At 51.4% G+C, this 25,096-nt stretch carries 24 protein-coding genes, 1 tRNA gene and 2 pseudogenes; 6 read left to right on the top strand and 21 right to left on the bottom strand.

What is annotated here, in order from left to right; all coding sequences use genetic code 11:
* Nucleotides 1-129: 129 nt before the first annotated feature.
* From E7747_RS03825 to E7747_RS03815, 3 genes are read right to left on the bottom strand one after another with little or no spacing between them, the layout of a single operon-like run.
* The gene (locus E7747_RS03825; protein WP_136414215.1) at nt 130-984 is read right to left on the bottom strand and encodes a DUF5024 domain-containing protein; all 855 of its coding nucleotides are present in this window, start codon (nt 982-984) and stop codon (nt 130-132) included.
* A gap of 39 nt (nt 985-1,023) precedes the next feature.
* Nucleotides 1,024-1,599 carry a hypothetical protein gene (locus E7747_RS03820; protein WP_136414213.1) on the bottom strand — a complete coding sequence of 192 codons (576 nt, stop codon included), beginning with the start codon at nt 1,597-1,599 and terminating at the stop codon, nt 1,024-1,026.
* Complete coding sequence (locus E7747_RS03815; protein WP_136414211.1) at nt 1,596-2,099, bottom strand: RNA polymerase sigma factor; 504 nt, start codon at nt 2,097-2,099, stop codon at nt 1,596-1,598. Before E7747_RS03815 ends, E7747_RS03820 begins: the two co-directional genes overlap by 4 nt.
* A gap of 216 nt (nt 2,100-2,315) precedes the next feature.
* On the opposite strand from E7747_RS03815, the gene E7747_RS03810 reads away from it, so the two are divergent.
* A complete protein-coding gene (locus E7747_RS03810) occupies nt 2,316-3,623 on the top strand; it encodes a hypothetical protein (protein WP_136414209.1) in 1,308 nt (435 codons plus the stop codon).
* Nucleotides 3,624-3,746: 123 nt separating this feature from the next.
* Here E7747_RS03810 and E7747_RS03805 read toward each other — a convergent pair whose 3' ends face one another.
* The 5 genes from E7747_RS03805 to E7747_RS03785 form a co-directional block, all read right to left on the bottom strand.
* Nucleotides 3,747-4,241 (bottom strand): metallophosphoesterase family protein, encoded by a 495-nt coding sequence (locus tag E7747_RS03805; protein ID WP_136414207.1) that lies wholly within the window; start codon nt 4,239-4,241, stop codon nt 3,747-3,749.
* Complete coding sequence (locus E7747_RS03800; protein WP_136414205.1) at nt 4,241-5,497, bottom strand: carbohydrate-binding protein; 1,257 nt, start codon at nt 5,495-5,497, stop codon at nt 4,241-4,243. The genes E7747_RS03805 and E7747_RS03800 overlap by 1 nt, the downstream gene beginning before the upstream one ends.
* The gene (locus E7747_RS03795) at nt 5,386-6,255 is read right to left on the bottom strand and encodes a glucosidase family protein (RefSeq protein WP_136414203.1); all 870 of its coding nucleotides are present in this window, start codon (nt 6,253-6,255) and stop codon (nt 5,386-5,388) included. The genes E7747_RS03800 and E7747_RS03795 overlap by 112 nt, the downstream gene beginning before the upstream one ends.
* A gap of 194 nt (nt 6,256-6,449) precedes the next feature.
* Nucleotides 6,450-6,641: a 30S ribosomal protein S21 gene (gene rpsU, locus E7747_RS03790; protein ID WP_107032413.1), complete on the bottom strand. Its 192-nt coding sequence runs from the start codon at nt 6,639-6,641 to the stop codon at nt 6,450-6,452.
* A 187-nt stretch (nt 6,642-6,828) separates the two neighbouring features.
* Nucleotides 6,829-6,902 (bottom strand) — tRNA-Met (locus tag E7747_RS03785).
* A 288-nt stretch (nt 6,903-7,190) separates the two neighbouring features.
* Between E7747_RS03785 and E7747_RS03780 the strand changes: the two genes are divergently transcribed.
* Complete coding sequence (locus E7747_RS03780) at nt 7,191-7,736, top strand: helix-turn-helix domain-containing protein (RefSeq protein ID WP_136414201.1); 546 nt, start codon at nt 7,191-7,193, stop codon at nt 7,734-7,736.
* A gap of 17 nt (nt 7,737-7,753) precedes the next feature.
* A complete protein-coding gene (locus tag E7747_RS03775) occupies nt 7,754-8,008 on the top strand; it encodes a S24 family peptidase (RefSeq protein ID WP_136414199.1) in 255 nt (84 codons plus the stop codon).
* Here the strand turns inward: E7747_RS03775 and E7747_RS03770 are convergent.
* The 5 genes from E7747_RS03770 to E7747_RS03750 all read right to left on the bottom strand — a co-directional run bounded on the left by E7747_RS03770 (nt 7,993) and on the right by E7747_RS03750 (nt 13,801).
* Nucleotides 7,993-8,574: a 4'-phosphopantetheinyl transferase family protein gene (locus tag E7747_RS03770; protein WP_136414197.1), complete on the bottom strand. Its 582-nt coding sequence runs from the start codon at nt 8,572-8,574 to the stop codon at nt 7,993-7,995. The two genes, E7747_RS03775 and E7747_RS03770, sit on opposite strands and share 16 nt — an antisense overlap.
* The gene (locus E7747_RS03765) at nt 8,571-9,170 is read right to left on the bottom strand and encodes a hypothetical protein (RefSeq protein WP_136414195.1); all 600 of its coding nucleotides are present in this window, start codon (nt 9,168-9,170) and stop codon (nt 8,571-8,573) included. Before E7747_RS03765 ends, E7747_RS03770 begins: the two co-directional genes overlap by 4 nt.
* A 25-nt stretch (nt 9,171-9,195) precedes the next feature.
* Nucleotides 9,196-10,542, bottom strand: a complete 1,347-nt coding sequence (gldE, locus tag E7747_RS03760; protein WP_228449246.1) for a gliding motility-associated protein GldE — start codon at nt 10,540-10,542, stop codon at nt 9,196-9,198.
* Between the two features lie 158 nt (nt 10,543-10,700).
* Nucleotides 10,701-11,576 carry a DMT family transporter gene (locus E7747_RS03755; RefSeq protein ID WP_136414193.1) on the bottom strand — a complete coding sequence of 292 codons (876 nt, stop codon included), beginning with the start codon at nt 11,574-11,576 and terminating at the stop codon, nt 10,701-10,703.
* A gap of 188 nt (nt 11,577-11,764) precedes the next feature.
* Nucleotides 11,765-13,801 carry an outer membrane beta-barrel protein gene (locus E7747_RS03750; RefSeq protein WP_136414191.1) on the bottom strand — a complete coding sequence of 679 codons (2,037 nt, stop codon included), beginning with the start codon at nt 13,799-13,801 and terminating at the stop codon, nt 11,765-11,767.
* Between the two features lie 168 nt (nt 13,802-13,969).
* Here E7747_RS03750 and E7747_RS03745 point away from each other — a divergent pair, with 168 nt between their 5' ends.
* The 3 genes from E7747_RS03745 to E7747_RS03735 are packed head-to-tail and all read left to right on the top strand — an operon-like array spanning nt 13,970 to nt 16,036.
* Nucleotides 13,970-14,308, top strand: a complete 339-nt coding sequence (locus E7747_RS03745) for a hypothetical protein (RefSeq protein WP_136414189.1) — start codon at nt 13,970-13,972, stop codon at nt 14,306-14,308.
* Nucleotides 14,308-15,360 (top strand): sensor histidine kinase, encoded by a 1,053-nt coding sequence (locus E7747_RS03740; protein ID WP_136414187.1) that lies wholly within the window; start codon nt 14,308-14,310, stop codon nt 15,358-15,360. The genes E7747_RS03745 and E7747_RS03740 overlap by 1 nt, the downstream gene beginning before the upstream one ends.
* The gene (locus tag E7747_RS03735) at nt 15,353-16,036 is read left to right on the top strand and encodes a response regulator transcription factor (protein ID WP_123613990.1); all 684 of its coding nucleotides are present in this window, start codon (nt 15,353-15,355) and stop codon (nt 16,034-16,036) included. The genes E7747_RS03740 and E7747_RS03735 overlap by 8 nt, the downstream gene beginning before the upstream one ends.
* A gap of 5 nt (nt 16,037-16,041) precedes the next feature.
* Here the strand turns inward: E7747_RS03735 and E7747_RS16480 are convergent, their stop codons facing one another.
* The 8 genes and pseudogenes from E7747_RS16480 to E7747_RS03705 all read right to left on the bottom strand — a co-directional run bounded on the left by E7747_RS16480 (nt 16,042) and on the right by E7747_RS03705 (nt 24,929).
* On the bottom strand, nt 16,042-16,191 hold the full coding sequence (locus tag E7747_RS16480; RefSeq protein WP_168185218.1) for a hypothetical protein: 150 nt from the start codon (nt 16,189-16,191) through the stop codon (nt 16,042-16,044).
* Nucleotides 16,154-16,987 carry an NAD(P)-dependent oxidoreductase gene (locus E7747_RS03730; RefSeq protein WP_168185217.1) on the bottom strand — a complete coding sequence of 278 codons (834 nt, stop codon included), beginning with the start codon at nt 16,985-16,987 and terminating at the stop codon, nt 16,154-16,156. The genes E7747_RS16480 and E7747_RS03730 overlap by 38 nt, the downstream gene beginning before the upstream one ends.
* Nucleotides 16,988-17,109: 122 nt before the next feature.
* On the bottom strand, nt 17,110-18,108 hold the full coding sequence (locus E7747_RS16475) for a hypothetical protein (protein WP_168185216.1): 999 nt from the start codon (nt 18,106-18,108) through the stop codon (nt 17,110-17,112).
* 53 nt (nt 18,109-18,161) lie between these two features.
* Nucleotides 18,162-19,434 (bottom strand): annotated as a pseudogene (purD, locus tag E7747_RS03725) (phosphoribosylamine--glycine ligase).
* 142 nt (nt 19,435-19,576) lie between these two features.
* A complete protein-coding gene (locus tag E7747_RS03720) occupies nt 19,577-21,163 on the bottom strand; it encodes a THUMP domain-containing class I SAM-dependent RNA methyltransferase (protein ID WP_136414183.1) in 1,587 nt (528 codons plus the stop codon).
* Nucleotides 21,164-21,292: 129 nt separating this feature from the next.
* Complete coding sequence (locus E7747_RS03715; RefSeq protein ID WP_228449245.1) at nt 21,293-22,210, bottom strand: serine O-acetyltransferase; 918 nt, start codon at nt 22,208-22,210, stop codon at nt 21,293-21,295.
* A gap of 105 nt (nt 22,211-22,315) precedes the next feature.
* Entirely contained in the window at nt 22,316-23,014 is a 699-nt protein-coding gene (locus E7747_RS03710; protein ID WP_136414181.1) for an ion channel, read from the bottom strand.
* A gap of 232 nt (nt 23,015-23,246) precedes the next feature.
* Nucleotides 23,247-24,929: pseudogene (locus E7747_RS03705) on the bottom strand (tetratricopeptide repeat protein).
* Nucleotides 24,930-25,096: the final 167 nt, after the last annotated feature.

The following is a 25,096-nucleotide window of genomic DNA, read 5'->3' as shown; positions in this document are numbered from 1 at the left end:
GCTGCCGATATCACAACAGTGATAAAAAATTCAAGCCTGCCGGACAGCTTAGTATAGCTTGCCGGCAGGCTTGGCCTTTATGAAATCGGATTGTGGTGAAAATGCGCGGTGGCAGGTTGAGATTGCGGTTCAGAGGTCGTAGGTGATCGAGGTCGTGGTCGTGCGTCCGTCAGAGGAGGTGTAGGTGGTGGTAGAAGTTTTCGATTTCCTTGAACCGGATTCGGATTTGCGTGACTTTTTTTGTTTTTTGAGCTTTTCGAGATCCTTGAGGTTCTGAAGATCCTTCAGCGATTCGAGACTGCGGAGGGATTCAAGAGATTCAAGTTGTTCGAGACCGTCGAGATTCAGGACGTAGCCGGAGTCGGAGAGAGCCTGAATGTCGCTGAGACGGCCGTTGTTTATTATGATGGTGTTGCCGTCAGGTCCTGTGTAGATTGTGGTGTTACCGTCGGTATGGGCGTAGTCGGCCACCGATGGATCAAGGCCGTAGATTTCAATCAGGTTATCCTCAATGCCGAAAATGTCGGTACGTTTTTTACTGCTGCTTTTTGATTTGGATGAGGATTTTGAGGATGATTTTGTTGATCTTACCGCAGTCCCTTTTTTGACTGACAGCATCCATTTTGACGAACCGCGCTGCAGCAGAGTGTATTTTGAGAAAGAGCCGTTGGCGTTCTGAAATGAGATGGAGTAGACCAAGCTGTTGGAATGGCGGTTTGACATCTCGTAGGCACAGGCCTTGGAGCGTTCTTTGCGCATGGCATCAATGATTTTGTCGGCAAGCTTATTGTCGGTGAACTCGAATAGATAGCTTGCGCTCTCGATTTCCTTTGTCGTGGGATTGCGACGTTCGGAATAAACTTCGTTTGTGACGCTTTTGGCGTTTTCAAGAGCTTTCATTGCCGAGTCGATTGAATGCTGCGCAAACAGGCCGAATGGAGAAAGGAGAAGGAGTGTGACAGCGATGTGGCGTATGTGGTTCATGATTATGTGGATTTTTATTGATTTGTCATTTTCCCATTATCAGTATTCGAGGGTGGAGAGGATGAGATCCTTGACCATCGGATCAGAGAGATCCTCGTCGGCGAGGACTGCGTCGTCAAAGGCTGAGTCGGCGGTACGGAGACTCATGTCGATTTCACCGAGGCTCTCGTTGACGAGCTGCTGTGTCCGCTCAATCTCGGGTACTACTATGCGGAGGTCGGTGATTTTTTTCCCGTCTCGTATGATATAGCTGCCTTCGTATGCGAGATATTCCTCGGGGATGGAAGGAGAGCGGAATATGAATCCGACCGAAAGCAGCAGAGCCAGCATCGCGGCTATACCCATCCATTGCCATGGACGGAGTTCCAGAAGTCGCACTCGGGAGGCTGACGCACGGTTCTCAGTTCCGGCGATGTCAGCGGGGGCAGCCTCGTCATGGCTCTCTCCGAGCGAGGCATACCAGTTGAACATCGGCTGATATTGTTTCAGGTCGGCAGGTATGTCGGGGAGGCGGAAAAAGTCGTAGAGTTCCTTTTCCTCTGCCACCGAAGTCTCGCCATCGAGAAATCGGGCAATGGTCGTTCGGATGTGTCGGTGGTCGGTTGGCTGTGTCATGATTGATGCTGCATGAAGATTTCTTTGATACTCTGGCGTGCCCTTGAGAGAGCTACCCGGATCGAGCCGGGTGTCGAACCGGTGATTTTGGCTATGTCGGCGATTTCGAGCCCTTCGATGTGCCTCATCCTGATTACAGTCTGCTGCACGGAGGGGAGCGATGCGATGATGCCGAACACGTCGCTGCAATCCTCTGATTCGATGATGCTTTCCTCGGGCGATGGAACAGACCGGCAGGAGTCGATGTCGTCGAGACCAACGGATAGTGTCGAGGTCTCGCGGAGGAGGTCTATGGCGCGGTGGCGTGCGATGACCATTGCGAGCGAATCGACGCTGCGGTATTCGTCGAGCTTGTCGCGGATAGTCCACAGCCGGAGGAGGGTGTCCTGAGCCACATCGTCGGCAAGGTCTGCGTCGGCCGATGCCGACATGCCAAGTACCATGCTGACAATGCGCTTCCTCAGCGGAGGAGCCATGCGTTCAAACTCTGTACGGTTCATTATCTATTCCGTCGTGGTGGGGAAGCTGACATCATTTAGGATGTCTTTTTGTTATATAGACGGAAAAATAGGCTGAACGTTACGCTGTCAGCGGAAAATTTTTAAGTTTTGTTGAAAAATAATGGCGTGAGGGTGAACCCATGTCATTCCGGAATGTTATAAAAAGTGAAATTCATCACTTCTATCCACCATTAACAAAACTAACATTCACACGTTATGAAAAACATTGACACTGTTTTAGGTCTGTTGCTCTCGGTGATGGCTTCTATTCCGGCTTTCGCCACAAGTCCTGTGGAGGAGCGGCACGATGCGCTCGTCAACGACCACAAGATTGTTTTTTTCGGAGGAGGTCAGGATCCCGAGACCGATTCGATACGCAATCTGATAGAGAATTTCTATTATGACCAGTTCAGGAGTTTCCAAGACCCAGAAGCGCCTTATTTCCTCTTTATGAGCCGCGATTCGCAGCTGGCGATGGGTATCGGAGGTCTTGTCAGGATGAGGGGATATTTTGACTGGGGTGGCACGACGGGCACTCCGGGTTTCTCGCCTTATTTCATCCCTGTCAAGCGTGACGAACTTAACCGACAGCGTTTCGGGACCAGTCCGGCCGGAACAGCACTGTTTTTCCGCGTCATAGGCCGCAACAGGCGTCTTGGCAACTATCAGCTCTATATCGAGGCCAATTTCAACGGCTACCAGACTCGCGATTTCCATTTGAAGAAGGCATATGCGGTCGTGAATGACTGGACTATCGGCTATGCCTCGTCGACATTCGGCGACGGAGCGGCCGTTCCTCCCACTATCGACGCGAGCGGACCGACAATGAAGATGGACGGGACGAATGTGCTTGTCCGCTATATGCACCATTTCAAAAAGAGCGGCATGTATGTCGCCGCGTCGGTCGAGACTCCCGACATGACTGTGCAGGACGACGGGACGACTACAGCGGCCAGAAGCCTGTTTATCCCCAATTTCGCGGCAATGGTGCAGTATGAATGGGCTACCGGACAGCATGTGCGCCTTTCGGGTATCGCGCGCTTTCTCCCTTACCGCGATCTCATCACCGGCCGCAACCATCAGGAGGTGGGCTATGGCGTACAGTTCAGCACGGTGTTCCGCCCGGTCGATCCTCTGACGGTCTACGGAACAGTCAACGGCGGTAAGTCATATTCAAATTTCGGCGGTGATTTCCTGCTGGGTAAATATGACCTCGTGGCCGATCCTGCCGAGCCGGGCCGACTCAAGACGGTTCCCGGATGGGGATATTTCGTAGGTCTGCAATATAATTTCTGTCCACAGATATTCATGTCGGCCACTTTCGGTCAGGGACGCTATCTGCCATCGTTCACAGTCGACGGTACTGACTATAAGTATGGTCTCTACGGGGCAGTCAATCTGTTCTGGGACGTCACACCGCGTATCCGTTTCGGCGGTGAATTCAATTTCGGCAAACGTCAGGATTTCAACGGAGAGAACGGGTGGGGACGCAGAGCCGGATTGCTCGCGCAGTTCTCTTTCTAAAAAATAATATATCGGAGCGGTCTGACACCGACTTCTATCTCAAACCTAACTTTACAATAAAAGCATCCGCCGGGAAAGCAGAGCCGGGAGTCCCCGCTGCAATGGCCCGACGGATGTGATTTTTTATTTGCCGAGTTCGATGACTTCAAGACTGTTGATGCTGCCGTTGTCGACGATGAGGCGGATGAGTGTGCGGACTTTCTGCCATCCGTGATAGCCGGCAGCGCCGGGATTGATGTGTAGCAGGTCGAGCTGGCGGTCAGGCATGACTTTCAGGATGTGGGAGTGGCCGCAGACCATTATGTCGATCCGGTTGGCGGAAAGGAAGTTTTTGACTCCGGGGGCATATTTCCCGGGATAGCCGGCTATGTGGGTGAGCCATACCCGCAGACCCTCGACTTCAAAAATTTCCGATTCACGGCATCTGCGGCACACATCGCCGTGGTCGATATTGCCGCGCACGGCACGCACCACCGGCGCAGTGTCCTCAAGCCGTCGGATAATGTCGATGTCGCCGACATCGCCGGCATGCCAGATTTCGTCGCAGTCCTTGAAATGGACGGCATAGCGGTCGTCCCAGCATGAATGTGTGTCGGAAAGTATGCCTATTGTTTTCATCAGCGTTTTATGAGTGTGAGTCTGTTGAAAAGTATTGTCCCCTGAATGTATGTCAGGGCGAGTTTGTTGACTCCCGCTTTCAGGTGAATTTCCGCAGTGGTCGACGGATAGACTGAAATCCAGTCGAGAGCCTTGCGCGGTGGGAAGAGGAGAGTGGCCGCATAGCGGTTGTTGACATCGAGCGTGCGGAGCGCGCAGCGGTCAGTTCCGTTGCTGTAGCCGATGGTGATGAGGTAGTCGCCTTCGTCAGGGACGTTGGCATAGCACGTGATGCGTGTGTTGTGGCGGGCGGCCAGTTCGATATAGTTTGTAGCCGTGGCTGGGTCTTTTATGAAGTGGCGCGGCGGTCGCCGTGGAGTGATTGACGAGGCAGGGATTGTGATGAGGTTGGCGGGAGGAATGTAGACGTGTGGCTTTGGAGTGTAGCCTGCGCAGTCGGCCGAGAGCATTGGCACGATGTCGGTAACGGTGAGTCCTGTCTGTCGGACACTGTAATGGTCAGAGGAAATGGCTTCTTCCATTACCCCATTGATATACACACCATAGCGCAGCCGGCGGTCGAAATTCGTGATGGTGAAGTCGAATGGCGACGACCAGTTGACTGCCGGAAGCGCCGGAATGATTTTTGTCTCCTCGATCTTCAGCGGTTTGCAATTGAGATCGTTGCCGGAGAGAGTGATGGTCACGGTGTGATGTCCGCTTATGTCAGTACCTACCGAGTGGTTGTCGATGCTTACGGAGTCGAGTTTGAATGATGCCACGCGGTCGCCAGTCCCGAGAATATTGACATCGAGTGTGGCATTGCGATAGCGTAGTCCCTTAATCCGTTTTTCGCCGGGGAAGGCTGTGGGAACCATCGGGCTGAAGGTCATCCCGGTGGGTGAGAGTGAGATTCCGAACATACCTTTTAAGACAGCAGCCGGCCAGAGAGCGGGCGCGGGTGTCGAGACCGACAGATTCCACAATGATGCCGAGGCGAGGGTAAAGGCGAGGGGATTGCGGACTTTTGCAGCCGAGACGGCGAACAGAGCCTGAAGCTCAGGAGTCAGTGGTGTGTCTGGCCGGAATGCCGGAACGGTTGACGGGATTCCGCACGGAGAGTAAGGAAGCGAGGCCACGATGGCTTCCGACATTTCAGGGGTTGCTATGCCGGTGAGTATGGCAAGGGCATTTGCCTCGTTGTCGGACACTGGTGAGACGATCGGATAGAAAGAGCCGTAGAGATACTGGCTGTAGCGCTGCAGGTCGGAAACCACAGGCGGTCATTGATGAGGTTGCGCAGACGTGATGCCTCGGTGTGAAGCTCGCGTTCGGCATAGAGGCGCAGTTCGGCGGCCATCATCGACGCTATCGAGAGGGAATTGGCGCGGGTGATGTTGACCGATGTTGCGATGGTTTCAAAGCGTGCCATGTCGTCCATCCATTCGGGATAGAATGATGCCGGGTCGGTGACGCCCTGAGGCATTCCGCACATGAACCCCTGTAACTGGGAGGGTGTGAGTTTTCTTTGGCGCGAGAGCATCTTGCCAAGTAGGTTGTATGCCTCTTTGAGCCACTGTTTCGAGCCGGTGGCGCAGTAGGTCTCCCATGCGGCGAGTGCCCAGTAGGGTGTGAGCGTGGAGCAGGGGAAGTCCTCGTTGTCCGGAATCGGTCTGTTGGCGATTTCTCGCAAAGCCTTGATTGACTCCTCGGGGCGTAGCATTCCGAGCGAGAGATAGATTTCCAATGGTGTGAATGCCGGGGTCTCACTCATAGCTTTGGTGAAGATGGCATCGGCCATCATCTGTGAGGAGCTGTAGGCCGGAGTCACTTTTGTGGTGTCGGGCATGCGCCATGCGCCTGTTATTTCTGTCGGTGAAAGGGCTGTGTGGATTTTTTCGCCACGGACAATGCTGTCGTTATAGACTTCATATTCGCTGCATGTGTGGATGCTTTCTTTTTCCACATAGTCATGTCCGCATCCTGTCGCAAGGATGAGGACAAGGGTCATGAATATGTAGGTCAGGCAACGCATTTTGGCAGTCTGTAGGTTATGGCAGGCCGTTGTGAATTGTCGGCAGATTAGTTTATAACAATAGCGATGGGGATTGGCATCAGCCAATCCTCACCGCCATGATAGCGTTTATGTGTTTATCAAATAAATTCGGGTGATATTTCCGGAGTGGATTCTGCCTCCTTTCGATTGATTTGAAAAATCGGGGTTCAGGATTACTCTTCGTTAGCGCGGAGCTGCTGAACGTAGACAGCCTTCATCATTTTCTTGCGGTTGGTCACAGAGGGCTTCTGGAAAGCCTGACGTGAACGGAGCTCGCGAACGATGCCGGTTTTTTCAAATTTACGCTTGAATTTCTTCAGTGCCTTTTCGATATTTTCACCTTCTTTTACTTGTACGATAATCATTTTGGTTTCTTGATTATAGGTTTTAAATTAATAATATGTTGTTAATCTTGCTTTTCGGACGGATGTCGGAGGCTTTGGAAAGCATGTCTCGAAACATTCATCCAAATTGCGGGGCAAAATTACAAATTCTTTTCGTAATTTCAAAGAAAAATCGGTCATACTCGCGTGAATATGACCGATTTTATTGTAGCGAGACCGAGAATTGAACTCGGGACCTCCGGGTTATGAATCCGACGCTCTAACCAACTGAGCTATCTCGCCATAAAATCCCTCGATGAGATTCTTTTGCTTTTGCGAGGGCAAAGGTAGGAACTTTTTCTGAAACTGCAAAATTTTTTCAGAAAAAGTTTTTAACATTGTTTTCAAAGTTGTTTGAATTTGCTTGACGCATGGTGTGGAGAGATGTGGTTTAAAAGTAATAATGATTCGTCGAGCTATGTATATGTCGAAGAAAAGTTTAAGCTATTTTAACTTGACAAAACTACCACATTATTATATATTTGTTGGTGATATTACAGTTGTTTAATCCTTGACTTAATTCATTATACTATGCTTGACTCTGATACGATGGATAGATATGTTGCCGACGGGAAGTCGTCGAATGGCAGCCTTCGTGGTGTTGTGGGAATATCCGTGGACGATGTTTCGGTTGCCGAGTCTGCCGGCGGTGAGTCTGCTCAGGTGTCGCAGATTGATTCGGAAGCTATAATAGGACGGGTGCGTTATCTCATGGGGCTGAAACGCTTGTCGCAGAGACGGCTTGCCGCATTGCTGAGGATTGATGCCTCAAATCTCTCAAAAGTGCTCAACGGGAAACTGCCTTTTTCCGAAGGGCTTGTCAACCGCATTGTGGCCGATCTGGGGGTGTCGAAACCGTGGCTTCGCGATGGTACGGGACTGCCGTTTGACAAACAGCCTATAGCTAAGGAAATAAGTCCTGACGACATGCCGATTGAGCAGAAATCCTTCATGCCACGCCTGTCTACGACCTTGACGTTACCGCCGGTTGCAGGAGTCTTGACGCGCTTTTCGGCGAAATACGTCCGATCGGGGCTATTGACATTCCGGGGATTCCTCCCGGCTGCCATATATTAAAGGTGAGGGGCGACAGCATGATGCCACGCATTGTCAACGGTGGATATGTGGCGATACGTAAGATTAGCGACATGCGCAATATTTTCTGGGGGCAGATTTATGTTGTAGATCTCCCTGAATTTCGTATGGTCAAGTATCTGCGCCGCCATCCTGATCCGTCGATGGTGATACTCCACAGCGACAATCCCGCATACGACGACATGGATGTGGCTCGTTCCGACATACGGTCGCTCTATGTCGTGGAGGCGATTATCAATTATGAAATCAATTGAGCGCGGTCATCTTCGGAGAGCGCTATGCAGAGCATTTCCCCGTCGCTGAAACGGTGGTATGAGATACGGTAGGCCTGTCCCGGGGTTTCTGCACGGCTGAAATCGTCGGAAACTTGGATTTCTTTCAGTCCGAGTCCGGGAGTGCGTGCCGCTTTGTAGACGGCCTCTTTGGCGGTCCATTTTTTCAGCAGATGGTCGAGTTGCCGGTCTTCGTCGAGTAGGCAGAGTTTGGGGTATTCGTCGTCGGTAAGGAATCTGGCGGCCACGCGTCTTAGCTGCATGCGCGGGCGTTCGATGTCTATGCCTATGCACATGTGTCGGCTCCGTGCGATTGCGAGAGCGCATGTGGTGTCGGAGTGCGATATGGATATCGGGATGTCGGGATTAGTGTCGACATACGGCGCTCCATCCTCGTAATGGGCTGTCCGGGAACAGCTTCCGAATGCTTTTGCGACGAGTGATGCACAGGCTTCGCGTTCGCGGTGTCGCTTGTCGTCGCCCGGCTGTGGTTGAGGTAGGGGGATTAGGTGGACGGTGCAGTCCTGAAAATCTATGCTCGTCATCATTGCGTACGGATATGCTTCAGGGTGTGGATGAGGTCGCGGTTTACGGCATCGACTATCGGACTGACGGAATCAGGGCTGGTTGCAGGAGGAAAGTTGAAATAGAGTGTGCCTGAAATCACATTTTTTCCGTCGTGGGCAAGGATTTGCAGTGGTGTTGTGAGCGAACTGCGCGTCATGGCGAGCAGACACTGCCAGCCTCCGTCGGATGTCAGTTCAGTCAGCTCAGTCATAGCGCCTCCGCTGTTAAGTTCCATGCGTTCGCGCCGGTTGTCGAGTATTTTCGCGAGATTTTCTGACGATGCGGCCGGCAGGAGTGTCAGATAGAGCCGTGTGTTGTGGAATGTCGGATATGATATGTCGATCCACACGCCTCCGTCTTTTTCGCGCGAGGTGACTGTGGCTGCGCTGTTGAGCGGAATGCTTACGGAATTGAATTCATGGACTGTATAGTCCTCAGCCGGAGTCTCGATGCGTGGCCATGCGTCGGGCTTTGGCACGGCTGAATTGGAGTTGTCGCCGTTTGAACAAGCGACGGCGGCAGCGAGAACCACACAGGCTGTCACTGCCGGGGGCATGAATCTGAGGAGGGCTGTCATGGCTTTCGGATAAGGCTTCTGTAGGTCAGACTGTCTGTGAGGGTGTCATCTGGTCGGGCTGTACTTCAGACATAACCTTGACACGCACGTTGACTATGCGGTGCTGATGAATCGACAGTATGAGGAAACGGCAGCGGCCGTAGACAATCGACTCTTTTTCTTTCGGGAAGTCGCCTTTGATTGCAAGGAGCATTCCGGCAAGAGTCTCGCAGTCTTCGGTGACTGACGAATAGTCGTCTTCATCGAGGTCTGTGACACGGAAAAAGTCGTTGAGCAGTGTCTTGCCTTCGAATATATAGGTGTCGTCGGGCAGACGGCGATAGTTTTTCTCTTCGACGTCATACTCGTCGTCGATGTCACCGACGATTTCTTCAAGCACATCTTCGAGGGTCACAATGCCCTGTGTGCCTCCGAATTCATCGACAACGATGGCGAGATGGACACGGCGTGAGCGGAAATCTTCAAGAAGATCGTCGATCATGCGTGATTCGGGGACGAAATAGGGTTCGCGCATCAGCTTCTGCCATTCGAATTCCTCTTTGGTCCGGCCGATATATGGGAGGAGGTCACGCGAATAAAGAACCCCCTTGATGTTGTCCATCGAATTTTCATAGACCGGCAGACGAGCGAAACCGCTCTCGATCACAACCTTCATCACTTCAGCGAAGTCGTCGTCGACATCGAGTCCTGTCACGTCGACACGTGGAGTCATCACTTCGGATGCGGTTGTGTCGCCGAACTTGAGGATTCCTTCGAGCATGTCTTTGTTGTCGCCGTCGGTCACCTGTGCTATTTCGAGAGCCTGCGAGAGGTCATCGGCGGTTACCGCGGTATTCTCCTTGGTCACGACCTTTTTCACTATGCCGCTGCTTTTGACAAGCACTGATGAAAGCGGATAGAAAAGTTTCACGCCGGCTTCAAGCACAGGCGCAGCCATTTTTGCCCATGCCAGATTGTTGGAGTTGGCATATAGTTTCGGAAGGATTTCGCCGAAAAGCAGGATCAGGAATGTAAGCAACACGGTCTGGAGGATGAAGCTCCACACGGCGCTCATCCCTGAAAATATCGGGCCGAGTGCGAAGTTACACAGCACAACGATGGTCACGTTGACCAGATTGTTGATTATGAGGATGGTAGCGAGTAGCCTTTCGGGCACACGCAACAGGCGCATCACGCGCTCACCCGAAGAAGACTCTTCGAGTTCATCGCACTGTACGGGTGTAAGCGAGAAAAATGAGATTTCACTGCCTGAGACGAATCCGGAAATGACGAGGGCTATAATTGCCAGCGATAGCGATACAATCTGAGCCGTTGACATGGCCGGGATGCTCAGCAGGGGATTGTTGATGATGTCAAGTAGAAAGCTTGCCACCTGTTCAGTGGCCGGTAAAGGGTCTGAGTCCAAGACTAAAAATATAAGTTATACAAAATCCTCCGGCATAATCGCGCCGTCGGTGTTATCGCTGCAAAGATAGTAATTTTTTAGTGATTGGCATTGTATTTCATGCAACAATTATTTCCCGGGGATTCTCATCCGCAGCGTTCGGCTATGAAGACTCCGCCGATGATGGCGGCCGCGCCTATGAAGGTGAAGACTGTCAGCGGTTCGCCGAGGAAGATTGCGGAGGCGATTATTGTCACAAGCGGGTTGACATAGATATAGTTTGATGCCTTGTCCGCGCCGAGGGCTTTGACCGAGACGTTCCACATCATGTAGCAGAGCATCGAGGCCATGATGCCGAGAAACATAATGTTGGACCACACGGCGCTTCGGCCGAGCAGTGATAGTTCCGCCGGAGAGGTGGATGCGATGAAAAGTGGCAGCACGGAGACCACTCCATAGAAAAACACCTTGCGCGAGATGAAGAATGTGTCGTATGTGCGGCTGAGTTTTCTCACAATGATACTGTAGATAGCCCATAGTATCGCCGCGACGATGGTCAGAAAGTCGCCGAGAGGACTGATTTTAAACTCCAAGTTTCCGTTGATTATCACGACGGCGACTCCGACGAGCGCAATCAGCGACCCGACGAGCAGGCTTTTGCGCAAAGGTGTCTTCCAGATGATACGGTCGAGGATGATGGTGAAGATAGGGGCGGTGCAGATGAGGAGCGATACGTTGGAGGCGAATGTTATGCCGAGCGCCGTGTTTTCGGTGAGGAAGTAGAGCGATCCTCCAGACAGACCTCCGAGAGCAAGACAGATTTCGTCTTTAAGGCTATTGGCCCACAGACGGCGCATGAGCGGCAGCATGCACACATAGGCAAGGGCGAAGCGGTAGACGAATATCTGTAGCGGTGTAAGCCCTTGTCCGATCAGGACTTTGGTAGAGACAAATGTGACTCCCCACACTATAACCGAGATTGAAGCAAAGAGATGTGGAATGAAGTTGCTGCTGCGTTTCATGAACTGGTGCTTTTTGACTTTGCAAATTTACATAATAGTGTCTGATTGACCGAAAATATATGCCGGAATAATAAAAAACATATAAATTTGCAGTGAAAATTATAAATCACACTCTGTTGTGATTCAGTTTCTTATGAGAACGAATTTACACCATGTCTGTAGCCTGAAATTTGAAGTGTCGTGGAGAGTCATTGGCCCGTTCCGAAACGCGAGGTATCCACTGTCAGGTCTTTTGGCCTGAAGCCGTTGAATTTCCAGATAAACGACAGCCTCAGATTTCTTGCTATGTCGTGAGCGGTCAGCTTATAGTCCTGTCCTGCATTGTCGATGGTCAGTTTTGGTTTCCATGTATTGAAGATGTCATTGAATTTCAGATTTATTTCGCAGCTCCGTTGCTTTCCGAACCGCCATTTCATCCCTGCGTCAATCCTCCATAACGGATTGAATTTGCCCGGTCCTTGAATCTGGCCGGTGATATATGTTGCGTCGGCTGAAAATGAAAGCGGACTTCCGGGAGATGGTTTAAGGGTGTTGCTAAGCGCTCCGTAAAATGACCATCTCCGGTTGTCGAAGCCTATATCATGGAAATGGGTGGCTTTTTCCTGTTTGTGGGATATGTTGACAACCGCCGTGGTGTTGAACACATCCTTTATGTCGAAAGGTGCGTTGAATTGAAGGCCGACAGTGCGTGAAAAATCGAAGTTTACAGTCTGAAATAATAGCTGAAGTTTGTCGGGCATCTGGTAGGGGAGCTGGACAGAGTATTTGTCTGCATGCAGCATATAGAGCGTGGCGCTGTATTTCTGATTCAGTATATAGCTGAGCTGGGCGGCATAATTCATGTAAGGTTGCAATGACGGATTTCCTGAAATGGACGAATACTCATTTATATAGGATGTAGCTCCGTGAAGTTCCCAGTATTGCGGATAAATCCGCTGGGACGTAAAATTCAGCTGAAATATGCTTTTGGGTGTTTTGTAGTAGGTCACGCCAAGCTGAGGGATGAAGTTCCAGTTATGCTGCAAGTCATTATGGAAATATTCACCTTTTGCCGAGGCACTGAATGAAAGCCCGCTGTCGAATGAAGCCTGCAGACCGATATATGCGTCAGCTACATCTTCTTTAAGGACATCATTAAAACCCTCTTGGGACGGAAGTATGTAGCTTTGACGGCTATGATCGTCGGAATGCTGATATTCAAGACCGTAGTTTATCTGCCATCGGCCCGACTGGTGTTCCATATCTATATAGGTGTGGTAGCGTTCTATGGTCTGGCGGTTAAAGGCCCGGACAAGGGTAGTTGCGTCTTTCGTCAGTTTCTGTTCCCTGTCTTCGCTATATGAAGTGTAGTCCGCTCCTGCCGTGAGACCGAAAGTAGAGGTGTAGCGCAGGGAGATATTGTGATAGCCTGTCGGCGAAAGGTAAGAATAACGGTTGATGTAACGGCCGAATGTTCCTGTCGACAGGCTATTGTTGTGCGAGTCGGATGTAATCTGTCCGTTATATGTGATTCTGAAAGGCTTGTAGGCTATTGAGGCATATATGAGATTTGACAGATTGTAGCCTGTCTGGCGCATATCGTCTTCAATCATGGTCCGCTGGCCGTTGACAAGATGGTTGGAGTACGTTTCCTGCCGGCTATAAGTCTTGTTTCGCGAAAGTGTCCAGTTGACATCGAAAGTCCAGTCTTTCAATGCGTATGTCGTGGCTGCGCCTGTGTTGTATGAGGGATAGCGGGTCTGTGTATAACCTGCCTGTAGCTGTCCGGTCAGTCCGTCGAGCGGGCGCGGGGTCTTGAGGACAATGTTGATGACCGCCCCGCTTACATGGTATTTTGCCGGGGCTGCATACATTATCTCTACATTCTTCAGTCGGTCAACGGGGGTTGAATATAGCAGTTGATATAAATTCTGCACTGGCATGTTCGTCAGTTCACCGTTAAGAATGATTGTGACACTTGTCGCACCGCTGAGTCCGATGCTGCCGTTGTTGTCGACAACTCCGGGAAGATAGCTTAATGCCTCAAGGACATTTGTCACCGGCTTTTCTCTGACTATGGCCGGAAGATCTACTGTCAGCACTCCGTCATGACCTTTGATCTGAGGCCGTTCGCCCCTGACTATTACTTCGTTAAGCTCTTGAGCGGGAATTGAGTCTTGTATTCCTGACTGTCCGGCTGCGTGGAGGCTTGAAATCAGCGTAAGGAACAATGTTATTTTTTTCATGACACAGAGTGATGTTGTTTTGAGTTACTGACGCAAAATTATCGCCGGATTCAATCAATATCATAACCGCTTGCCTTATTTAGTCTTAAATGCTCCTTATTTAGTCTTAAATAGGTATGGAGGCGATGGCTGATTATGGAAATTATCACTAAATTTGCATGCAAACCTATGAAAGATTTCAAGATAAAAAGTTCGCTGCTTGTAGGAGCTCTCGTAATGATGCTCTGCTACAATCTGTTGTGCCTGAAAGAACTCTATGAGGGTATATCGGCTCAGACACGGGAGCTTGTCGAGCAGTCGCTTCGCGATGCTGATCTCGACGAAGTGCTTAACCGAGCCACCAAATACCCTGAAATAAATCCGGATATAGCGTATCAGGGCAAAAGCATGTCACAGTCACGTTCAATCCGTGGCGATACGCTTCATGTGACCATTGTGGACGGAAACGATAGCGTAATGGCCACACGGACAACGCCGTTGGCTCGGGTACAAACTATTCTGACATAATGGTGAATGAAATCGGTTATGGAGCACATCAGACCATTGACCCGGTCTATAAACTTCGTATCGCTGACATGGACAGTCTGTTTCGTCTGTCGCTCAGACGGAAAGGCATAAATCTTGAAGTTGCCTCGGTGCTGAGTGTTGATTCTGACAATAAGCTGGTGGCCGGTGATGCACGTCTCCGTTCGGCAGCAGGGCTTGACAGTATCACTGTCTGCTACAATCTGCTTTCCGGCGAAAGCTATGTGGCATATTTTTCTCCCCCCGACAAATATATATTCGATCGCATGAAGGGGATAGTGCTTTCCACCGCAGCTATTATATTGCTTATAGCAATGGCGTTTATGTATCTGTTTCACACCGTCTCGCGGTTGCGCACCATCGAGGAGATGAAAGATGATTTTGTCAGCAATATGACACATGAGCTTAAGACTCCGATAGCCATAGCCTATTCAGCAAACGATGCCTTGCTCAACTATGACACCGGCAATGACCCGTCGAAAAGAGAAAACTATCTGAAAATAGCCAACAGGCAATTGAAGCGTCTCGGAGAATTGGTGGAGAACATTCTGTCGATGAGCATGGAGCGTCGCAAGACCATGAAGCTCAAACCGGAGACCATAAGACTCGGGCCGTTCACCGAGGAAATAGCGGCAGCACAGCGGATGAGAGGCGGAAAACAGATTGAGATTGAAGTCGAGGCCGACGGAGATGTCTGTGTGGAAGCTGACAGGACTCATCTGACAAACGTGTTGAACAATCTGATTGACAATGCAATCAAATATTCGGGTGAAAGTGTCAGGATTGTTGTCGGACTGGATTCCAAAGGTATTTCAGTGTCAGACAACGGCATCGGCATCCCGCAGAAGTCATTGCCATATATATTCAACAAGTTTTATCGGGTGCCTCACGGCAACCGTCAGGATGTGAGGGGCTATGGAATCGGTCTCTATTATGTCAAAAGCATTCTTGACAAAATGGGCTGGAGCATTGATGTAAAGAGCAAGACGGGCGAAGGCTCTGTATTCACAATTAAATTCGGTAAAAATGGGTAGCAGAATCCTTTTGGTGGAAGATGAGGCAGACCTGTCGCTGATTGTTGCTGATACGCTGATCGGTCAGGGTTACGATGTGGTCACGGCCATTGACGGTCTCGACGGTTTGCGGAAGTTCAGGGCTCAAGGGGCTGACATCGTTGTGGCCGATGTGATGATGCCGGTCATGGACGGTTTTTCAATGGCAAAGGAGATAAGAAAGCTGTCGCCGGGAGTGCCATTGCTGTTCCTGACGGCTAAAAGCACTGTTGAAGATGTGGAAAAAGGCTTTGAGATAGGCGCTGACGACTACCTCAAAAAGCCTTTTGAACTGAGAGAGCTGATTGTAAGGATAAAAGCCTTGCTACGCCGTTATGGACACAACGGCAGCGCGGATATAAAATACACTATCGGGGCATATACATTCAATATCACTGCGCAGACGCTTACGTTTGAGGGTGTGGAGACGGAATTGTCATATTTTGAGGCGAAGATACTTCAGCATCTTGCCGTGAATATCGGCAAGACTGTCGATGCGTCAGAACTGATGATAGCTGTCTGGCAGCGTGACGACCAGAGCAACCGTAATTCGCTCCACGGCTACATACACAAGCTTCGTCGAGCCCTTCGCCATGACCCGGCTTTGTCGATAGTGAATCAACGCGGTTTCGGCTACATGCTTACCGTCAGACAGTGACGGTCTTATGCCTGACGGGGTTCGGGGCGGAGAGGATAGTTGTTGCGGAGCGATTCGAATGTGGAGGGGATGAGGTCGGCGGGTACATTCTTTAGCCGTAAGGTATCTGAATCTATGTCATAGCCGAGAGCATCCGTGTTTACGAATTCGGGCACGCTCTGTGCGAAGGGCAGACTTGATTTCAGCTCCTCGGGAGTAATCTCCATGTCGTAGTGATTCTTTAGATGCAGGGCGAGGGCATCGAGCACCATTGATGTCGCGCGGATTTTTCCTTCCTCGGAATATCCCGCGATATGTGGAGTGGCTATGCCGGCCATCGCAAGCAATTCCATATCGATGTCGGGTTCTCCTCCAGCAGTCGATTGCAAGTGCCGAGACAAGACCGTCGGTGTATGCCTGTTTCAGAGCCACGGTGTCGGTGACAGGTCCGCGGGCGCTGTTTATGAGTAATGGCCGGCGCACGAGGCCGGAGAGGAATTCTTTGCCGACAAGATGGAAGGTCGGATGTTTTGCACCTGTGGTCAATGGCGTATGTATCGTGATGACATCACACTTTTCCGCTATTTCATCGAGCGATACATAGCAGTTGCCGTCATCGCCTTGTTCCTCCTTCGGAGGGTCGTTGAGAAGCACTTTCATTCCTGTTGCACGCGCCCAGCGGCCGACAAGCGAGCCGACGTTGCCCGCTCCGATTATGCCAAGAGTCTTGTCGGCAAAAGTCTCGCCGGGTTTTAGATTGCGGGCGATGGCGGCAAGGACATATTGTCCGACAGCCGGAGCGTTGCAGCCCGGAGCGTTGGCTACCTCGATTCCTTTCGAACGGCAATAGTCAAGGTCGATGTGGTCTGTGCCTATCGTTGCCGTTCCGATAAATGTGCACGGCGAGGCATCGAGCAGAGCGGAGTTGCATTTTGTCCGCGTTCGTGTCAGCAGAATGTCGGCATCGTGCATCACATCGGGAGTGATGGCGTCGCCGGCAGATAGGTGGCTGTGCCTATTCCGGCAAGCGCGTCTTTTATAAAGGGGATGTTGCGGTCGGCAACAATCCGGAGCGTGGTTGTATTTTTCATAATTTATGAGGGTATGGTGGTCAGCATAGCCCATGTGTAGATTGCGAGATAGGCTACCGACAGTGATGTCACAATGATATATCCGCGCCGCATGACGGTCAGCCTGAAAAAATGGCCGACCTGAAACGCCACACATGCGTTGAGCAGAGTCACATAGAACGCTATGTTTGTGAAATTGACGATTGCGAAAATACCTGTGGCGATTGAAAGTAGCGAAATGAAACCGTTGAATGCTCTTGCCTGAGCGTTGAAGCCGATGATTTTGAGCAGGTTGAAGCTGCCGAGAAAAAAACCGGCAATCAGAGCAAGTGCCACCGCCGCAAGAAGAGGCCAGTTTTCATAAGCCGACAGCAACATGGCCGGAGGAGTGAAGATAAGTTGCGGTATTTCGGGCTTCGGGGCAAGATCAAGCCCCCATACGATCCATGCAGGTGTGATGTTGCCGAGGATAGCCGCAAGGATTTTTTTGAAACGGAATATTCTCATCTGTCCCAGTCCGGCAATGAAGACGGGAATGTAGAGAACGAATGTATATTCAACAAGCTGTCCGAGTCCGAGGAGAAAAAAAGCAAGGAAAATCCTGCGGTTGCTCGGCCCTGTGTTATAGACGCTGAACAAGAGCCATACGGCTCCCATTATCAGCAGTCCGAGTATAGACGAGGCCGTGAACTGGCCCATGACTGCAGGGACACAGGCCATAGTGAGCATGAAGTAGGCCGCGAAAAACACCGAAGTGGTGCGCAACAGGTTAAAGTGACGGTTGATCAATATCATCACCGCTCCTGTCGCAAGGACTACGAGTATGTTGATCAACATTGAAATCCACGGATCGGCGAGCCATTCTGATGGCGTAGGGAACGCAATGGTACGGAAGTCGGTAATGTTAGGGATTTTGCCGAAAGCGTAGGCTTGTAATGTCATGAAAATGGCCGCGAGGGCAAGGATCACAGCCATGCCCCGCGACCGTATTATTCGCGTAAATGTGACTTCCTTTCGGGTCATATTGTAGGATAATTTGGAGTTTGAGAGGGGAGAGAGGAAGCCGAAGCAGACGCTTACGACAGCTTTTTCAGGTCAAGGCCGATGTCGCGGCGCATGTATTTCCCTTCGAAGTTGACTGTATTGGCTGCCGCATAGCTGTTGGCAAGAGCTTCGTCGATGTCTTTACCGTAAGCGCTGCATGCAATGACGCGTCCGCCTGATGTCAAAAGCTCGCCGTCTCCTGTGCGGCTTGTGCCGGCATGGAAGAGGATTGCATTGACTGCGTCCTCTGCGCCGGTTATTATCTCACCCTTGGAATAGCTGCCGGGATAACCGCCTGACACAACCATTACGGTGGTGGCGAAACGCGGGTCTTCGGCGAGCGGCATGTCACCGAGGTTTCCACGGCCTGCGGCATCGAGCAGCGGAGAAGGTCGGAGGCAATGCGCAGCATCACTACTTCGGTTTCAGGATCGCCCATGCGGACATTGTATTCAATCACCATCGGTTCGCCCTCGACTTCGATGAGGCCGAGGAAAATAAATCCTCTGTAAGTGATACCCTCGGCAATAAGGCCGTTGACGGTCGGAGGATGATTCGTTCCTCGACCTTGCGCATGAATTCCTTATCGGCGAACACTACGGGGCTGACAGCGCCCATGCCCCCGGTGTTTGGTCCGGTGTCGCCTTCGCCGATGCGTTTGTAGTCCTTTGCGACAGGGAGTATGCGGTAACCGCCGTTTCCGTCGGTAAGCACGAATACGGAGCATTCGATGCCTTTGAGGAACTCTTCGATCACGACGGTCGCCGACGATTTGCCGAACATTCCTCCAAGCATTTCGCGGAGAGAAGACTTGGCTTCGTCAAGAGAGTCGATGATCAGCACACCTTTTCCGGCAGCGAGGCCGTCGGCCTTGAGGACGTAGGGGGCTTTAAGGGTTTCGAGAAACTTGCAGCCTTCCTCGACCGTCTCGGCTGTGAAGCTCTGGTAGCGGGCGGTGGGGATTGAATGGCGCACCATAAACTGCTTTGCGAAATCCTTGCTGCCTTCGAGAGCCGCGCCGGCTTTAGACGGACCTACCACAACGGGCGCTCCTTCCTTGCCTTCGAAGTAGTCGAAGATGCCGGCCACGAGCGGGTCTTCGTTGCCCACGACAACCATGTCAACTTTCTTCTCGGCTGCAAAATCGGCGATTGCCTTGAAATCAAGAGGCGAGATGCCGACATTTTCGCCATAAGCTCCTGTGCCTCCGTTGCCGGGTGCGATATAGAGCTTTTCAAGACATGGAGACAGGGATATTTTCCAAGCAAGCGCACATTCGCGACCTCCCGAACCGAGCAGGAGCACGGTTAGTTTTTCGTGCTGCTGCGCGAGGGTTTCGCCGGCGTTGAAGGGACTCTTTTCAGGAGTGTTGCTTACGGGGTGACGAAGCGTGTTGAGGTTTTGTTGGATTGACATGACCGGTTGTTTATATGTGATTGTGAGGGGTTTATTTATTAATCGTTGTTAGTGTTGTCGCCATCGGGAGTCTGAGCGTCGTTTTCGGGCGCTTCCAGCGGCGGCGTGTGCGCATGAACGGACCTTCAGAAGCCGGAATCGAGGGGCGTTTGGGAGATTCGCCAAGCGATTTGAGCGCATGCGGGTTGCGGTGACGCGAGAGTAGCTGTTCGGCCTCGCTCTGAGCAGCAGTCTCTTCCTTGAATTTGCGTCGGCGCTCCTCGTTGCGTGCATATCCGCCTTTCTTTGGACGATACTTGTCTTCAAGCGGGTTTGACTTGCGGCGCGAAGGAGCAGCTTCCTTTCCGCCCATGCCTTTGGCGCGGGCATCGCGTTTCCATTCGCTGTCGCTCTTGCGACCCGGACGGTTGCGGTCGGGACGGTTGACTGGCGCTTCCTTCAGCACTCCGCCCTCTTTGCGGAAATCGCTCTTGGTGCCTTCAAAGATGATGTATTCGCGGAGTTCGCAGTCAAGACCTCCGTTCTGCATCTCTTCCTTTGTGGATGGGCTGAGGCCGATGGCGGTGAGATAGTCGATGTTTGATGAGATTACCCATGCGTGGTAGCCGAGGAATACACGCTTGAGCTTGTTGCCGATGAGCTTGTAGAGCTGCTCCATGTCCTGAGAATTGATGCGCTCGCCGTAAGGGGGGTTGGTGATGAGCACTCCGGGCTTTCCGTCGGCAGGAGCTGCATCCCACTGCTGGAGTGATTTTATGCGGAGATTGACGTATTCGTCGACACCGGCTGCAAGAATGTTGCGCTCGGCGATGGCTACGGCCTTGGGTGACACGTCTGCGCCGTAAATCTTGAACGGAAGGTCGCGGCGCTCGGAATTCTCGTCCATTATCTTCTCGAAGAGTTCGGCATCGTAGTCGTGCCAGTGTTCAAACGCAAATCCCTTGCGGTAGCTGCCTGGTTTGATGTTGGCGGCAATCATGGCTGCTTCGACAAGGAAAGTTCCCGATCCGCACATGGGATCTACGAAGGGGCAGTCGCCGCGCCATCCGCTCTTGAGGATTATTCCGGCGGCAAGCACCTCGTTGATGGGGGCTTCGGTCTGCGCCTCGCGCCAGCCGCGCTTGTGGAGCGATTCGCCCGACGAGTTGAGCGACAGAGTGACACGGTCGCCGTCAATGTGGACGTTGATCATGACATCGGCATCGTTGAGACGGACACCGGGTCGCTTGTCAGGACCGAAACGGTCTTTGAAATAATCGACAATCGCGTCCTTTACGCGATAGGTCACAAAGCGCGAGTGTGTGAACTCCGACGAGTGGGTTGTGGTGTCGATTGAAAAAGTCTTTTCAAGAGTGAGCACATCGCTCCAGTTGTACTCCTTGACCATTTCATAGAGTGAATCGGCATCCTTGGCGATGAACTTGTAGATCGGTTTAAGGATGCAGAGGGCGGTGCGGCAACAGATGTTGGCACGATAGAGCATTGCGAGGTCACCCTCGAAGGAAACCATGCGGCGTCCGGGCTCGACATTGACCGCTCCGAGTTCGCGGAGTTCGTCGGCGAGCACTTCCTCAAGACCTTTGAAGGTCTTGGCGACCATTTCAAAACGATGTTCCATTCTTTTTTGACTTTCTGTATTATTCTATTCTTTACTGCTATATTTTCTGATTTGTCCTTGTGGCAGGGGGTGTTTCCCGGTTCTGTCCCGGGCTATTCCATGTCTGAATCGGGATGATGTGGCGGCCGATCAGCGCGTGGAGCGGAAATTATCGGCTCGTGCCTGAATTAGTTTTTCGCCCGGCGCTACATCGCGTGTCACCCACAGGTTACCGCCGATTACGGCATCGTCGCCGATGGTGATACGGCCGAGTATGGTAGAGTTTGAGTAGATGACCACATTGTTGCCGATAATGGGATGGCGGGGTATGCCCTTGACGGGATTGTTGGAGTCGTCTGTAACGAAACTCTTTGCACCGAGTGTGACTCCCTGATATATCTTCACATTGTCGCCTATGATCGCTGTCGCTCCGATGACGACTCCCGTCCCGTGGTCGATGACAAAACTTTTGCCGATGGAAGCACCGGGATGGATGTCGATACCGGTTGACGAATGTGCAAGTTCGGTGATCATGCGCGGGACGATGGGCACTTCGAGCAGCTGCAGACGGTGGGCGATGCGATAGCTGATGGTTGCGCGGAATCCCGGGTAGCAGGCTATGATTTCGTGGGTGGAGACGGCTGCGGGGTCGCCGAGATAGGTAGCGTCAATATCAGTGTCGAGCACACGGCGGAGTTCGGGAAGACTTTCGATGAAGGCATCGGCATCGGTGTTGGCGCGCTTGTGGATTTCTTCGACAGAGGATTCGCAGTTGTCGCGGTCGAAACAGAGTCCGGCGGCAATCTGGCGGGAGAGGAGTTCATGGAGTTCGTGACATTCGAGGGTCATGACAGCACGCATGACCGACTGTCCCCGGTAGCTTTCGGTGAAAAATCCGGGAAACATGAGTCGGGAGGCCAGCTCTACGATCCGGCATACCTCGGTGTTTGAGAGAAGTGGCTCTCCTTCACCTCCGCGGGTGGGGCATACGTGGCGCATTTCGTCGATGCTGCACAGGTGTCCTATCACCCGGTCTATGCCTGGCCGATTGGTCAATGTCTGTTCCATTATTTCAGTTATGCTGTGGCGCGTTTTGCATTTCAGCCGGAGCGATGTCTGCCCGGCGTTGCTATTGATTTGCAAAGTTACTATTTTTTTGAGTGCGGTGTGAATTTATTGCTGATAAAATTTGTGGGTTTTGGTGTACTGGCGGATAAGTGCCGTGATATATACCGTGAACAGAGGAAACATGATGATTCCGCCGACCGAAAGGATACATCCGAGTATCTTGCCGGTCACAGTGACGGGATAGATGTCACACCCGAGGGTCGTGGCGTTCATGCAGGCCCACCATAGTGCAAGGCCGAAATCGGTAACGGCCGTATTGACACCGCTTTCGCAATAGTAGAACAGTAGGCTGCCGAGATATATGAAGGAGGCGAGCGATACGATGTAGGACATGAGGAAGGATGTCAGCTTGTTTTCGGAAATGGCGCCGACCACTATCGTCATGGCCATGACCCCACGCGCAAGGGGGATGAAGCGGACAAAAAACAGCTGCTCGGGAGTGAGGTGGATGTGAAGGATATCAATCAGATTGAGATAGGGGATTGACAGAAGAAAATAGAGGAAGTGGGAGCGTACGTAGCCCCAGCGGTTGGCAGACAGTGTAAGCTCGATGAAGAAGTCGGCCATGAAGATGACGCATACCCAGAACTGGAATGTCATGTAGCGTCGGCTTTCAAGGAAGTTTACCCCGGTGAAGGTGTCGACCGATATGAAGACTATCAGTAGTATGGAGAGGATGATTATTATCCATCGCAGTATGTCGATCAGGTATTTCCTGATTTTATCGTTTCCCTCGGAAGTCATGTTGTGGCGTTTGAAGTATTAAGTATGAAATATTAAGTACAAAGTACAAAGTACAATGTACGGTGTACGGTGTGTTAAGTATGAAGCAGGACGTGAGTTATAGAAATAACGTCGGTGTGTGGGGGTTGGTTGACACGGCGAGGGGGATAAAAACAGTTCACCCGCATCCGTCACTGACGACGGATGCGGGTGATTCGTACTATTGCAAGGCTCTTCAGCCGATAGTCTCTAATTAGAGAACTGAAGAGATGTTAAAGCGAGAGAATTCGAGGTCGTTTGCGGCCTGCTTTGCAAGGCTGTTGTCGAGCTTGATAGCCTGACGGAGGTTAGAGAGAACTGTCTGCTCGTTGTTAGTGCGAGCGCCGAGGACTGCCATGAGGTAGTAGGTAGTAGCGTCGGGGTTCTGGATTGCAGAAAGAGTTGTCTTAGCCTTGCTGTAGTCCTTGCTGAGGAGCTGAGCGAGAGCGGCGTTGTTGCTCTTGTCATTTCCGAAAGCCTTCACAGCTGCGTTGACATCACCCTGCTGGAGATAGTAAACACCGAGTGCAGAACCGAGTTCGGGGAGACCGCCGGCCTTGCCGAATGCTTGGTTAGCAGCCTTGAAGTCGTTGTTGAGAAGTGCAACGAGACCCTGGTTCATCTGGGCTTCAGCTGAAGCGGGGTTGATGCTTGAAGCCTTCTTGAATGCGTTCATCGCACCGTCGTAGTCGCCCTGCTGATAGAGGACGTTACCGAGGTTGTTGAAGCCGCGGAAGTCGTTGGGATAAACCTTTGTAGCTGCGGTGTAGATTGCCTTCTGACGGTTGAGGTCGTCGGTAAGGGTGGCAGCATAGAGGAGTTCGTCAACGGTGAGTGAAGAAGGATTGGTGTCGAATGCCTGATTGATCTCAGCATCGCTCTTGCCGATAACGTCGACAGAAGCGGTGAGACGAGAGTAGCGGAGACGGGGGAGGATAGTTTCAGCGAGTTCGTCGAATACGCTTGTCATGTTGCGGATTTCACGGTCGCGGATTTCGGGATCCTGATACATCTTGAGGACGCTGAGGATGAGATCCTTGTCCTGAATGTTGCTTTCAGAAACGAGCTTCTGGAAGCCTTCCCAGTCTTCAGGAGTGAAGTTGGCGGTAAGTTCGCCGAATTCAGTGATGTTGTCTTTCTTGAGTTTCTTTTCGAGATAGCCCTTGGTGTTTGTCTCACGCTTTTCAGCGAGCTGAGTGTTGAATGCGTAGGGACCGTCGGGCGAAGCGTAAGACTCGATGTTGAGTTCTTTGATTTCGCGGTTCTTGTCGGCGTTGGCAGCGGCAACGTTTTCGTTCCAAGCCTTCATTTCAGCAGAGTTGAGCTGGCTGTCGCGGAGGTTTGCAACGTTGATAAGGAAGAGAATGTCAGCCTTATACTTTTCGTTGATGATGCGCTGGAACTTATCGGGAGCGATTGCGGGGTCAACAGAAGCTGCATCGGCGATAGCTGCGGTGGCGATAACGCCGTCGGCAACTTTCACGCGGGGAAGGACATACTGCTTGCCTTTCTGGTCAACAGTGAATCCGAGATAAAGCTCAGAACGCTGCATTTCGGGCTGGTAAACATAGTTTACGGGATTGTTACAGTTCCGCCATTGTCATAAGAGATGACGCGGTTGTTGCCACGCACTTTTTCACCTTGGAATGTCATTGAGTTGCCTGCGACTTCCTGGTTGTCAAATGTGAGGTAGGGAGTAACAGTTACAGTAGCATTCTTCACGAAGAATTTCGGGGAATGTTGCCTGTTACAGTGGCGGGTACGTTCTGACCCACGACTTCGAGGGGTTAGGGTTGGTTGTGAAGTAATCAGCAGCGAACTGATTCATCTTCTTTCCGCAACCGGTCAGCATGACTGCAGAGCCGAGAAGCACAGAAAAAGCGATTTTTTTGTCCATAGCAAAAAATGTAGTTATAGTTGAATACGAATATACGTTGAAAATTTAAACGGACGCAATTCAGTAGCAAAGATACAACCTTTATTGTAAATAAACCAAATTTATGAAAATAATTGTGTGAAAAATGGATGATTTCGTAAAATAAGTTGTACTTTTGCTTATTGGAT

This window comes from Duncaniella dubosii, assembly GCF_004803915.1.
GTDB lineage: Bacteria > Bacteroidota > Bacteroidia > Bacteroidales > Muribaculaceae > Duncaniella > Duncaniella dubosii.
Note: the sequence above shows the minus strand (reverse complement) of the source record. Positions and strands in the feature narration are given on the sequence as shown.

Coding starts and splice junctions, on each gene's coding strand:
- E7747_RS03825 (WP_136414215.1), bottom strand. CDS start 984: ATGAACCACATACGCCACATCGCTGTCACACTCCTTCTCCTTTCTCCA.
- E7747_RS03820 (WP_136414213.1), bottom strand. CDS start 1,599: ATGACACAGCCAACCGACCACCGACACATCCGAACGACCATTGCCCGA.
- E7747_RS03815 (WP_136414211.1), bottom strand. CDS start 2,099: ATGAACCGTACAGAGTTTGAACGCATGGCTCCTCCGCTGAGGAAGCGC.
- E7747_RS03810 (WP_136414209.1), top strand. CDS start 2,316: ATGAAAAACATTGACACTGTTTTAGGTCTGTTGCTCTCGGTGATGGCT.
- E7747_RS03805 (WP_136414207.1), bottom strand. CDS start 4,241: ATGAAAACAATAGGCATACTTTCCGACACACATTCATGCTGGGACGAC.
- E7747_RS03795 (WP_136414203.1), bottom strand. CDS start 6,255: ATGCGTTGCCTGACCTACATATTCATGACCCTTGTCCTCATCCTTGCG.
- rpsU (WP_107032413.1), bottom strand. CDS start 6,641: ATGATTATCGTACAAGTAAAAGAAGGTGAAAATATCGAAAAGGCACTG.
- E7747_RS03780 (WP_136414201.1), top strand. CDS start 7,191: ATGCTTGACTCTGATACGATGGATAGATATGTTGCCGACGGGAAGTCG.
- E7747_RS03775 (WP_136414199.1), top strand. CDS start 7,754: ATGATGCCACGCATTGTCAACGGTGGATATGTGGCGATACGTAAGATT.
- E7747_RS03770 (WP_136414197.1), bottom strand. CDS start 8,574: ATGATGACGAGCATAGATTTTCAGGACTGCACCGTCCACCTAATCCCC.
- E7747_RS03765 (WP_136414195.1), bottom strand. CDS start 9,170: ATGACAGCCCTCCTCAGATTCATGCCCCCGGCAGTGACAGCCTGTGTG.
- E7747_RS03755 (WP_136414193.1), bottom strand. CDS start 11,576: ATGAAACGCAGCAGCAACTTCATTCCACATCTCTTTGCTTCAATCTCG.
- E7747_RS03750 (WP_136414191.1), bottom strand. CDS start 13,801: ATGAAAAAAATAACATTGTTCCTTACGCTGATTTCAAGCCTCCACGCA.
- E7747_RS03745 (WP_136414189.1), top strand. CDS start 13,970: ATGAAAGATTTCAAGATAAAAAGTTCGCTGCTTGTAGGAGCTCTCGTA.
- E7747_RS03740 (WP_136414187.1), top strand. CDS start 14,308: ATGGTGAATGAAATCGGTTATGGAGCACATCAGACCATTGACCCGGTC.
- E7747_RS03735 (WP_123613990.1), top strand. CDS start 15,353: ATGGGTAGCAGAATCCTTTTGGTGGAAGATGAGGCAGACCTGTCGCTG.
- E7747_RS03730 (WP_168185217.1), bottom strand. CDS start 16,987: ATGCACGATGCCGACATTCTGCTGACACGAACGCGGACAAAATGCAAC.
- E7747_RS16475 (WP_168185216.1), bottom strand. CDS start 18,108: ATGACCCGAAAGGAAGTCACATTTACGCGAATAATACGGTCGCGGGGC.
- E7747_RS03720 (WP_136414183.1), bottom strand. CDS start 21,163: ATGGAACATCGTTTTGAAATGGTCGCCAAGACCTTCAAAGGTCTTGAG.
- E7747_RS03715 (WP_228449245.1), bottom strand. CDS start 22,210: ATGGAACAGACATTGACCAATCGGCCAGGCATAGACCGGGTGATAGGA.
- E7747_RS03710 (WP_136414181.1), bottom strand. CDS start 23,014: ATGACTTCCGAGGGAAACGATAAAATCAGGAAATACCTGATCGACATA.